General features: G+C 56.8%; 11 protein-coding genes. 4 read left to right on the top strand and 7 right to left on the bottom strand.

Annotated elements, in window-relative coordinates; all coding sequences use genetic code 11:
• Positions 1-594 (bottom strand): gamma-glutamyl kinase, encoded by a 594-nt coding sequence (locus tag ACR3E6_RS13755; RefSeq protein ID WP_480487604.1) that lies wholly within the window; start codon positions 592-594, stop codon positions 1-3.
• A 192-nt stretch (positions 595-786) separates the two neighbouring features.
• Between ACR3E6_RS13755 and recA the strand changes: the two genes are divergently transcribed.
• From recA to ACR3E6_RS13735, 4 genes are all read left to right on the top strand, one after another.
• Positions 787-1854, top strand: a complete 1068-nt coding sequence (gene recA, locus ACR3E6_RS13750) for a recombinase RecA (RefSeq protein ID WP_171632372.1) — start codon at positions 787-789, stop codon at positions 1852-1854.
• 176 nt (positions 1855-2030) lie between these two features.
• On the top strand, positions 2031-4703 hold the full coding sequence (gene alaS, locus ACR3E6_RS13745; RefSeq protein ID WP_480487602.1) for an alanine--tRNA ligase: 2673 nt from the start codon (positions 2031-2033) through the stop codon (positions 4701-4703).
• A 1-nt stretch (position 4704) separates the two neighbouring features.
• On the top strand, positions 4705-4992 hold the full coding sequence (locus ACR3E6_RS13740) for a DUF1330 domain-containing protein (protein WP_152458023.1): 288 nt from the start codon (positions 4705-4707) through the stop codon (positions 4990-4992).
• 371 nt (positions 4993-5363) lie between these two features.
• The gene (locus ACR3E6_RS13735) at positions 5364-5987 is read left to right on the top strand and encodes a transglutaminase-like cysteine peptidase (protein ID WP_171723250.1); all 624 of its coding nucleotides are present in this window, start codon (positions 5364-5366) and stop codon (positions 5985-5987) included.
• 74 nt (positions 5988-6061) lie between these two features.
• On the opposite strand, the gene ACR3E6_RS13730 is transcribed toward ACR3E6_RS13735, so the two are convergent.
• The 6 genes from ACR3E6_RS13730 to ACR3E6_RS13705 form a co-directional block, all read right to left on the bottom strand.
• On the bottom strand, positions 6062-6487 hold the full coding sequence (locus ACR3E6_RS13730) for a hypothetical protein (protein ID WP_171632380.1): 426 nt from the start codon (positions 6485-6487) through the stop codon (positions 6062-6064).
• Between the two features lie 463 nt (positions 6488-6950).
• Positions 6951-8768 (bottom strand): translational GTPase TypA, encoded by a 1818-nt coding sequence (typA, locus tag ACR3E6_RS13725; protein WP_480487599.1) that lies wholly within the window; start codon positions 8766-8768, stop codon positions 6951-6953.
• Between the two features lie 76 nt (positions 8769-8844).
• Positions 8845-9180: a DMT family transporter gene (locus ACR3E6_RS13720; RefSeq protein WP_171723251.1), complete on the bottom strand. Its 336-nt coding sequence runs from the start codon at positions 9178-9180 to the stop codon at positions 8845-8847.
• A 376-nt stretch (positions 9181-9556) separates the two neighbouring features.
• On the bottom strand, positions 9557-10720 hold the full coding sequence (locus tag ACR3E6_RS13715; protein ID WP_480487597.1) for an HD domain-containing protein: 1164 nt from the start codon (positions 10718-10720) through the stop codon (positions 9557-9559).
• The gene (locus ACR3E6_RS13710) at positions 10717-10962 is read right to left on the bottom strand and encodes a hypothetical protein (RefSeq protein ID WP_152458018.1); all 246 of its coding nucleotides are present in this window, start codon (positions 10960-10962) and stop codon (positions 10717-10719) included. Before ACR3E6_RS13710 ends, ACR3E6_RS13715 begins: the two co-directional genes overlap by 4 nt.
• On the bottom strand, positions 10962-11615 hold the full coding sequence (locus ACR3E6_RS13705) for an alpha/beta hydrolase (protein WP_152458017.1): 654 nt from the start codon (positions 11613-11615) through the stop codon (positions 10962-10964). The genes ACR3E6_RS13710 and ACR3E6_RS13705 overlap by 1 nt, the downstream gene beginning before the upstream one ends.
• Between the last annotated feature and the right edge of the window lie 111 nt (positions 11616-11726).

Below are 11726 nucleotides of genomic sequence, written 5' to 3'. Positions count from 1 at the left end.
CTACAAGGCTGCATCGTGGAGCGCGAATTCCTCTACGTGTCTTTTGCGAAATTTCTGCCGTGTTTCGGGCGTCAGCGTCAGATCACCCGGTGGTGATACATTCTCTCGTGGCAGGTCGATCTGCATATTCAGTCGCGCTTGCAGGAAGTCGAGAATTTTGTCCTGGTTTTCGTATTTGAAAATATGCGTGGCGCCGCGACCATTGCTGCGGGTGCGGAAAAACTGGCTTTGGCTACCAACATCGGCAAAATCCGGACGGGGGTTTGTCATATAGGCCTGCACAAACGTGTCGAAACTCATGTCTCGGGTCGAATGGACGTGACCGATCAGGTCGGCGCGGCTGCGAAATCGATACCAGCTGCCCAGCCAGTCAACGGGTTCGCGAACAACTGCCAGGATCTCCATCTCGGTATCGTACATTTTCCGAAAAATGTTCTGGAAGAACCGATCATACCTGCGCACCGGAGCATGTTTGAGCTCGGGAGGATGAGTGACGACGATATCAGCGCGACCCCGCAACGCCGTGTGATAAGCCGTGCTGCCGGTTTTCGGAACGGCAAGGAAGGCAAGGCGTTCCTCATAGAAAACAAGCATTTAATTGCTCCAATTGTCATCCGGCTATGCGCGCAGATTGTCGTAAAGGACTTCTTAATACAATTGCTGAAGACTAAATCCCGTAAGTTTTTATTGAAATGTTCTTCTTTTGGTCCCATAAGGAACAAGAGGCGAACAAAGCAGCGATTGCCGCCCGATCAAGGGTGTGACAAAAGGGAAGGCGACAGGACAATGGCGGATCTTCTGACAATGAGCGACAAGAAAAACGCAGATAAGCAAAAGGCGCTCGACAGCGCGCTGGCCCAGATCGAACGGCAGTTCGGCAAAGGCTCTATCATGAAGCTGGGCGAAGGCGCCAAACAGGACATCGACGCAAGTTCGACAGGCTCGCTCGGGCTGGATATTGCGTTGGGAATTGGTGGTCTGCCGATGGGGCGGATTGTTGAGATTTATGGCCCCGAAAGCTCGGGGAAGACGACGCTGACGCTGCATTGCATTGCAGAACAGCAGAAACGCGGCGGCGTCTGCGCCTTTGTCGACGCCGAGCACGCTCTGGACCCGCAATATGCGCGAAAGCTGGGTGTTGATCTGGATGAACTTCTGATCTCGCAGCCCGATACCGGAGAGCAGGCGCTGGAGATCACCGATACGCTGGTGCGCTCGGGCGCGGTCAACATGGTCGTGGTCGATTCGGTTGCGGCGCTGACGCCGAAATCCGAACTGGAAGGCGATATGGGTGACAGCAATGTTGGCGTTCAGGCCCGTCTGATGAGCCAGGCGATGCGGAAACTGACGGGTTCAATCAGCCGTTCGAACTGTATGGTGATCTTCATCAACCAGATCAGGATGAAAATCGGCGTGATGTTCGGCAGTCCCGAAACCACCACCGGCGGGAATGCACTGAAATTCTACAGCTCGGTCCGTCTGGATATCCGCCGCATCGGTGCGATCAAGGACCGGGACGAAGTTGTCGGCAACCAGACGCGCGTCAAGGTCGTCAAGAACAAGGTTGCACCCCCCTTCAAGCAGGTGGAATTCGACATCATGTATGGTGAAGGCATCAGCAAGATGGGCGAACTGCTGGATCTGGGTGTCAAAGCCGGTGTGGTCGAAAAGTCAGGGTCATGGTTCAGCTACGGCGACGAACGGATCGGGCAGGGGCGTGAGAATGCCAAACAGTATCTGCGCGACAACAGCCGCATTGCCTTTGAGATCGAAGACAAGATTCGGGCGGCTCACGGGCTGGAGTTCGACATGCCTCCGGGCGCAGCCGAGGATGATGACATCCTTGAAGCCTGACGGTCGCTGACGGGGTGCGATACGTTTCCGGTCCGAGGTGTTGTGTTGAAAATACTATGAACAAGGCGGTCCCCCGGGTCGCCTTGTTTCGTTCGGACACGCCTCTGCTGTGGACACTCGTTTGACAGGGGGATAAACCTGCGGGGACCAAGTTTTTTGTGCGCCGAGAGAGCCCTATGCCAACCCTGAACGACATCCGATCGACCTTTCTGAATTACTTTGAAAAACAGGGGCATGAGGTCGTGGCGTCCAGCCCGCTGGTGCCGCGCAACGACCCGACGCTGATGTTCGTCAATTCGGGCATGGTGCAGTTCAAGAACCTGTTCACAGGATTGGAAACACGTGACTACAAGCGCGCCACCACGGCGCAGAAATGTGTGCGTGCCGGCGGCAAGCACAACGATCTCGACAATGTGGGTTACACAGCGCGCCACCATACATTCTTCGAGATGTTGGGGAACTTCTCGTTTGGTGATTACTTCAAACACGAAGCTATCCCATTCGCGTGGGAGCTGATCACCAGGGAATTTGGGATCGACAAGAACCGCCTGCTGACAACGGTCTATCATACTGATGACGAGGCGTTTGAAATCTGGAAAAAGGTCGGTGTTCCCGAAGACCGGATCATCCGCATCGCCACCAGCGACAATTTCTGGCAGATGGGCCCGACCGGCCCCTGCGGCCCGTGTACCGAGATCTTTTATGACCACGGAGACCACATCTGGGGCGGTCCTCCGGGCTCTGCCGAGGAAGACGGCGATCGGTTCATTGAGATCTGGAACGTGGTCTTCATGCAAAACGAGCAGTTCGAAGACGGCTCGATGGTCGAGCTCGACATGCAGTCGATCGATACGGGCATGGGTCTCGAGCGGATCGGTGCATTGTTGCAGGGCAGCCATGACAATTATGATACCGATCTGTTCAAGGCACTGATCGAGGCATCAGCCGATGCAACTGGCGTGGATCCTTACGGGGATCAGAACGTGCACCACCGCGTGATCGCGGACCACCTGCGTTCGACTTCGTTCCTGATTGCTGATGGCGTGATGCCCAGCAATGATGGCCGCGGCTATGTTCTTCGCCGCATCATGCGTCGTGCCATGCGTCATGCGCATCTGTTGGGCGCCAAGGATCCGGTCATGCACCGTCTTGTCCCGTCCCTCGTTCAACAGATGGGCGGTCACTATGCCGAGTTGACCCAGGCACAGCCATTGATCGAAGAGACCTTGTTGCTTGAAGAAACGCGTTTCAAGCAGACGCTGGACCGGGGGTTGAGGCTGCTGGACGATGAGGTGTCCGGCCTTTCCGAGGGGGCGCCTTTGTCTGGTGAGGCGGCATTCAAACTGTATGACACCTACGGTTTCCCACTGGACCTGACACAGGATGCGCTGCGCGAAAAAGGCCGGACAGTTGACACCGAAGGCTTTGAAACGGCGATGGCCGAACAAAAGGCCAAGGCGCGAGCTGCCTGGGCCGGGTCAGGTGAAGCCGCGGATCAGGCGGTATGGTTCGATGTTCTGGACAGCGCCGGGGCGACCGACTTCCTTGGCTATGACACCGAGAAAGCCGAAGCTCAGGTTGTGGCACTGGTTGTTGACGGTGCTTTGGTTGACAAGATCGAAGCGGGCCACAGCGGCTGGGTCGTGGTGAACCAGACGCCGTTCTATGGCGAGGCTGGTGGCCAGGTGGGCGATACTGGCGAGATGCGGCGCCTTGAAGATCGCGATCACCTCAGCCGAGTGGAAGACACCAGAAAATTCGCTGATGGGAAGGTCTATGCGCATAAGGTGACGGTCGTCAGCGGTGCCGTTTCAAAAGGCGATGCTGTCGAGCTGGAAGTCGATCATGCGCGCCGGACCGCAATCCGGGCCAACCACTCGGCCACGCACTTGCTGCATGAAGCACTGCGGGAAACGCTGGGCGACCATGTGGCGCAACGCGGCTCGCTGAATGCGGCGGATCGTCTGCGGTTCGACTTCAGCCATTCCAAAGCGCTGAGCCTGGAGGAAATCCGGAAGATCGAGCGTGAGGTGAACGATTTCATCCGCCAGAACTCGGCTGTCGAGACACGGGTCATGACACCGGATGACGCGCGCAAACTGGGCGCGCAGGCACTGTTCGGCGAGAAATACGGTGACGAGGTGCGTGTTGTTTCGATGGGCAAGGCACCTACGGGCAAGGGCCATGATGGCGAAACCTGGTCGATCGAACTGTGTGGCGGTACTCATGTGCGTCAGACGGGTGATATCGGCACCTTTGTCATCCTGGGTGACGGCGCAAGCAGTGCCGGAGTGCGCCGCATCGAAGCACTGACCGGGGATGAAGCGTTCCGTTACCTTTCGGCACAGGATCATCGTCTTGCGCAGGTGGCTTCGGAACTGAAGGCGCAGCCGGATGATGTGGTGGCCCGCGTGAAAAGCCTGCTGGAGGAACGCAAGTCATTGCAGAACGAAGTGGCTCAACTGCGTCGAGATCTGGCGATGGCCGGCGGGAGCGGGCAGGGCGGCGGTGCCGAAGCGCGTGATGTGAACGGTGTGAAGTTCATAGCGCAGGCCCTCAGCGGGGTGTCCGGCAAGGATCTTCCGGCATTGATCGACGAACACAAGGCGCGTCTTGGGTCGGGGGCGGTTTTGCTCATCGCGGATACCGGCGGCAAGGCCGCGGTTGCGGCTGGCGTCACCGAAGACCTGACAGGAACCGTTTCGGCGGTCGATCTGGTCAAGGCCGCAGTAGTGGAATTGGGCGGCAAGGGCGGCGGCGGCCGCCCGGACATGGCCCAGGGCGGTGGACGGGATGCGTCGAATGCGGATTCGGCGATCAAGGCTGCAGAACAGGTTTTGGGAGGGTAAGATGGCTGCACTTTGGATTGCACACGTGACGGTGACCGATGCCGAGGCGTATGGAAAATATGCCGAATTGGCCGGGCCAGCCATTGCCAAGCACGGGGGCACTTTCATCGCCCGTGCGGCGCGTTACGTTCAGTTGGAAGGCAAGGAACGGCCACGCAACGTTGTTGCCCGTTTCCCGTCGCTAGAAGCAGCCGTCGAATGCTACAACTCGGATGACTATCAAGAAGCATTGAGTCATGCGCGCGACGCCAGCGAACGTGAATTGGTTGTGGTTGAAATCACGGAGTGAACGACTGCGTTCACGACGTGTAGCGCGGTTTGCCCGGTAAAGGGGCAGCCAATAGGCAATCATTGGCTTATACCACCACTCGGCCAAGGGAACTCAGCCCGTCAACAGGGGGCTGAGTTTATTTTTTCATTATTTCAATCTCTTATCAGGCCACGCTGTCGCGTATTTGCGCGATCGGCACCCGAATTGTGGCCGCGCCACCCAAATTCTTGCGCAAAAAGGTCAGATTGACGGACGAATTTCCGCCCTTTTTCCCCTTCAACTTTTTAGGTGATTGCCTGGGCGGGGTTGTTCGCGGATAGTTTCACGAATCGGAATGCGACCCTGTTTGACGTGCAATCGTGCGAAGAACATCGGATTGGGGTACAGGCATGAAACACTTCACAAATCTGGCCAAGCGGTTTGGTGCAAGACTTCTGCCGGTTTCAGTACGGGCCTTCAGCATCTGTTTTTTGGGCGTCTGCACCCTAGCCGTGGCCCCCGTCGCACATGCGTCCGGTAACGGATTTATCCCAAGTGTCGCGGCCTCTCCGCCACCGTCAGGGGCGGCCAATCTGTGCGCTGAGTACAAATGGGCCTGTGCCAAAAAACGCTCCGTATCCCTGTCCAGCCAGCAAGAACTGAAGGTTGTCGAACAGGTAAATCGGCGCGTGAACAGATCGACGCGAGAAGTCACCGATCAATCCCAGTACAAGATGACCGAGCGTTGGGCGCTTCCGACAGCCAGGGGTGGCGATTGCGAAGACTTCGCGCTGTTGAAGAAAAGGGATTTGATCCATGCCGGCGTCGATCCAAGTAAACTGTTGATCGCTACGGTTCTGGACACGCGTCGGGTGCCTCATGCGGTGCTGGTGTATCGCTCTTCCAAGGGTGATTTGGTTTTGGACAACCTCACAAACCGTATCAAACCCTGGACGGCAACGCGGTACCTGTTTCTTCGCATGCAAGACCCGAATCGGCCCGGACGTTGGGTTGGTGTGTACGGCCATAGCTGACGAAACCTGGAGATCTTTTTGAGAAACTGAATACCGGTGCAATCGTATCTTGCACCGGTAGTATTGCTTCCCAATTAGAACGTTTCGCCGCCGCCTTCGTTTTCGCCGCCGCCTTCGTTTTCGCCGCCACCTTCGTTTTCGCCGCCACCTTCGTTTTCGCCGCCGCCTTCGTTTTCGCCGCCGCCTTCGTTTTCGCCGCCACCTTCGTTTTCGCCGCCACCTTCGTTTTCACCGCCAGTGCCGCCACCTTCACCGCCAGTGCCACCACCACCGTCTCCAGCGCCAGTGGTGCCAGCTCCACCGCCTGAACCGCCGCCGCCACCGAAAGCCGGGCTGCTGTCGACAGTCTCATCAGACGGCCCATCTCCGGACCGCTGATCACTTGCGCCGATCGATGCCGTTGGAAAATCAGAAAGCAAGTCTGCAAGTGGTGTGCATTCAGCTCCGACACGCGCCAGAATTTGATCGAAATCGTGCCGGCGCTGAATGTATCGGATCATGCCCGATGTTACAGCGTCGCACTCACATAATACCTGTGCGGATGCTGCGGATTGTCTGGCTGTTTGAACGGTACATGTACCTGCTGCGAAAGCTTCGCCCGCGGGCGAAAACAAAAACGTCGTAGCAACAAAAAACAGCGGGATATTGCGGGACCGGATACCCATTTGGAACTCCTCGAAACTCGATACTTTACTACGTGTTCATATGAACCATCGGAGCGAAGGGGTTTATGAACGACGTCACACAACTGGCACATTTTCACCTTAAACGGGTCTCAATCACAATATGTGGATCGAGGGAGCAGGGGAAAATTAATGCAACCTAAAGAAGAAACATCCCTGTTTTCAGAAGAAAACCGGGCGTATTGCCCGGTTGTCCGGTTTTCATCTTTTGTCCGTTTGGACGCAAAATTGCCACACTTGGGCAATTGTTTCCGATTGCGGCAGCGGTCTGCCAGGTAAATCAGGCCGACTTGGCCATCCGCTTGCGCTCGTGCGGGTCAAGAAAACGCTTGCGCAAGCGCACCGCGTTCGGGGTGACTTCGACCAGTTCATCGTCGTCAATATAGGCAATTGCCTCTTCTAGCGAGAACTGAACATGTGGCGTCAGACGAACTGCGTCGTCCGAGCCACTGGCGCGTACGTTTGTCAGTTTCTTGCCCTTCAGCGGGTTCACTTCCAGATCATTGTCACGAGAATGCTCGCCAATCACCATACCTTGATAGACATCCGTTTGAGGACCAACAAACATCCGGCCACGCTCCTCGAGGTTCCACAGAGCATAAGCGACGGCCTGACCGTTCTCCATCGAGATCAGAACCCCAGCCCGGCGGCCCGGGATCGGGCCTTTGTGCGGCGCCCAGTCATGGAACACGCGGTTCAGAACGCCTGTGCCGCGGGTATCGGTCAGGAATTCGCCGTGATAACCGATCAGGCCACGGGACGGTACATGCGCGATGATGCGGGTCTTGCCTGCACCTGCCGGGCGCATCTCGACCAACTCACCTTTGCGGGCCCCAGTGATCTTTTCGATCACGGCGCCCGAGTATTCATCGTCTACGTCAATGGTGACTTCCTCGATCGGTTCCAGCCGCTGGCCGCTTTCCTCGCGGAACAGAACCTGCGGGCGCGAGATGCTGAGCTCGAACCCTTCGCGACGCATGTTCTCGATCAAAACGCCCATCTGCAATTCGCCACGGCCGGCGACCTCGAAAGCCTCGCCGCCGGGTGTGTCGGTGACGCGAATCGCGACATTCGATTCGGCTTCTTTCATCAGACGATCACGGATGACGCGTGACTGAACTTTCTTGCCGTCACGACCGGCCAACGGTGAATCGTTGATACCGAAAGTTACGGTGATCGTCGGCGGGTCGATGGGCTGTGCAGGCAGGGCTTCTTCGACCTGCGGAGCAACCAGAGAATCCGCCACGGTGGCTTTGCTCATGCCGGCGATGGTGACGATGTCACCGGCTTCGGCCACATCGATAGGTTGCTGAGCCAGCCCGCGGAATGCTAATATTTTTGAGGCGCGAAAGTTTTCGATCAACGATCCGTCACGGCTCAGGGCTTTCAGGCTGTCGCCAGCTTTCAATGTGCCGCTTTCCACACGACCCGTCAGAATGCGGCCGATGAATGGATCGCTGCCCAAAGTGGTAGCCAGCATCCGGAACGGCTCACCCTTATGCGCGATCTGTTTCGGGGCAGGAACGTGATCGACGATCAGATCAAACAGTGCGCTCAGGTCCTTGCGCGGGCCGTCCAGCTCCATATCCGCCCAGCCTGAACGGCCCGAGGCATACATGGCCGGGAAATCCAACTGATCATCATCGGCGCCGAGGTTGGCAAACAGGTCAAAGCATTCGTCCAATGCGCGATCAGGCTCCGCATCCGGCTTGTCGACCTTGTTCAGAACCACGATCGGGCGCAGGCCCAGCGCCAAGGCTTTCGACGTCACGAACTTGGTCTGCGGCATCGGGCCTTCGGCCGCGTCAACCAGCAGGACAACGCCATCGACCATGCTGAGGATACGCTCGACTTCACCACCGAAATCGGCGTGGCCCGGCGTGTCGACGATGTTGATGCGCGTGTCTTTCCATTCGACCGAAGTTGCCTTGGCCAGAATGGTGATGCCGCGCTCGCGCTCCAGATCGTTGCTGTCCATGGCGCGTTCCGCCACGGCCTGGTTTTCCCGGAACGCGCCGGATTGTTTGAGCAGCTCATCCACCAGGGTCGTCTTGCCGTGGTCCACGTGAGCGATGATTGCGATATTGCGCAGGTCCATGAGAGGTCAGCCTTTGAACGGGAAGTTGCCGCGCGCATAGCGCGGCGCGACAAAATATACCAGCCCTAACCGTGGATCAGTGACCGGCAGTCTTGGAAAAGAGGTGAATGATCAGGATTCCGGACAAGATCAACGTCAATCCCAGGATTGCAGGCCAATCCAGCCTTTGGCCGAACACGATGAACCCAATCACGGCGATCAGAAAGATGCCCAGACCGGACCAGATTGCATAAACGATACCGACAGGCATGTATTTCAGTGTCAGCGCCATGAGATAAAATGCGACTCCGTACCCCACGACCACAAGGACGGACGGCCAGAACCGCGTGAATTGCTGACTGGCCTGCAAGGCCGTGGTGCCGATGGTTTCCGCAACAACAGCCAGCATCAGAAACAGATACGCTTGGGGCATTTTGATCCTCGAAACAGGAAAGATACCCCGCGTTGAGCATGAAACCGAAGGAGTGGGCAAGGCAATTTTGAATCTGAAGATGGAAGAAAACCACCTGAGGTCAGGTATACCTGACTATTCAGAGAATCGAATTAGTGTAATCTTCTCAGCGTATTTTAGGATTTGTTTTTGAGTATTGAGTTATGACGACATTTTCGAAATCCGTAATATTTGCTGCGGGTCTGATAGTGGTGATTGGGTGGCTTGCTGACGGGGGGTCCGTCGAAGTTGAAGCAGCCAACATGGTTCAACAGTTTGATGGTAGTAGTGTTTTTTAAATACCACGTAGAGCTTAGCAGGGAAAAAGGAGCCGTCGGGCTCCTTTTTTCTTTTCTGTCTAGGGGTGTACAGTCTCGACGCTTTGGAAGTGTGCAGCCAGTTGCGGTTGCAGCCAATCCCACAGCCGAGGGGAACCTGCTGCAATCGCAGGCTGAACGCGCGCCTCAAGCTGGGCATATGTAACCTTGTAATCGACCCACGACCCGCCGCCGGTTTCCAGATTGGCGACAGGTGTCTGAAACCGATCAACGGCTTTGGCGAACCTGGCGTCCGGGCTGTCTGCCGCTTCAAATTCCTGCCACAGGGCAGTGAAAGTGTTGCATAGGGTGTCGGGCAGCAGTCCGAACAAGCGCTTGGCCGCCGCTTGTTCCTTGGCTGCTTGCGCTGCGTGATCGACCTGCCCGTGGATCGGATTGTCGCCGGCGTCGATTTCGACGATATCGTGCAGCAACAGCATCTGAAGGACCCGATCAACACTGATCCCGGGGGGCGCATTTTCAGCCAGGACCCAGGCGTAGAGCATGATGTGCCACGAGTGTTCTGCCGAGTTTTCGAAACGATCACCCTCCATCAGCCGCGAGGCACGAAGAACGGACTTCAGCTGATCAGCTTCGGTCAGAAACGCCAGCCGTTGCGTAAACGCGTTGGCCTGCGTATTTGCACCAGCCAGCAGGTTTGCGGCGTGCTCGTAGGCCAATGGAAAAACCTGTTCCAGATAGGCGGCGCGACCGCCTTCGAGATTTGAACGCGCTATGTCCACGTGATCCGGAACGGGGTTCGGGGCACACAGAACCTGAAACAGTGGCTGACAACGATCCAGAACCTTGGCAAATCGGGCGTCGGCGGTCTGATCCTCTTCAAATTCACGCCAGACAGCGTGAAACGTATCGGCCTGATCCTTTGGCAACAGCCCAAACAGATCTTTGGCTGCAGCTTGCTCGGCCTTGGCAACCGAGGTCCAATCGGTCTCAAGGTGAATTGGGTGGTCGCCGACAACGATTTCAACCAGGTCATGCAGCAATAGCATACGTATGACCCGATCAATCGAGACATCCGGCCCTGCCAACGGGGCCATGACCAGGGCCCACAAGGCCAGATGCCAGCTGTGCTCTGCCGAATTTTCGGGTCTGGACTGGTCAAGCAGGACATTTGCCCGCTCGACCATTTTCAGTTCGTCGGCCCGTTTCAGAAACGCGATTTGCGCCGACATACGGTCGGTCATTGCTTTTCGATCGCCTTCTGCTTTGCGCGATGCGCAGACAAGCGTTTGATCACGAACTGCCTGGCTTTCCGCTCAGCCAACCGAACACGAATTTCCGTCAGAAACGCCTCTTCCAGAGACTGAGAAGCGGCCCCGAGCACTTCACCAACTTCGACAAAGAACCTGTCTTCGCCTGTCTCATCCATAACCTTCATCGTATCTTCGGCCAGTTTGGCGGCAAGAGATGTGATGGTGTCGGACATCAGCGGGTGTTCTCGGTCAGGCGGCGTTTCACATAGTCGCTGACATTGGTGATCAGCGTGTCCATATGACGATCCTGAAAGAAGTGATCTGCACCTTCCACTTCGGTGTGCGTGATGGTGATTCCCTTCTGCTCGTGCAGCTTGTTCACCAGCGAGGTCGTGTCAGCCGGTGGCGCCACCCTGTCAGCCGTGCCGTTGATGATCAGGCCGGAAGACGGGCAGGGGGCAAGGAACGAAAAGTCATACATGTTTGCAGGGGGCGATACACTGATGAACCCCGTGATTTCAGGGCGGCGCATCAGCAGTTGCATACCGATCCATGCACCGAACGAGAAACCTGCGACCCAGCAGTGTTTCGAATTGTTGTTCATCGATTGCAGGTAATCCAGCGCCGACGCCGCATCGCTCAGCTCGCCCACGCCCTGATCATACTCGCCCTGGCTGCGACCGACACCGCGGAAGTTAAAGCGCAACACGGTGAAGCCCATGTTGTAGAAGGCATAGTGCAGGTTGTAGACCACCTTGTTGTTCATGGTCCCGCCGAACTGAGGGTGCGGGTGAAGCACGATGGCGATCGGTGCGTCTTTTTCCTTTTGCGGGTGGTAGCGGCCTTCCAGGCGGCCTTCGGGTCCGGGAAAAATCACCTCGGGCATGTGTGCTTTGGTCCTGTCTTTTTCGTGCCGATGCCCGGATATACTTGACGATAATCGTCGGGCACCTTAGAACGGTTCTAATTACATTGCTTGGCGCATACCAGCGCTGTC

The sequence above is a fragment of the Ruegeria sp. AL3 genome, assembly GCF_056536065.1.
This window is presented reverse-complemented; position numbering and strand designations above follow the sequence as displayed.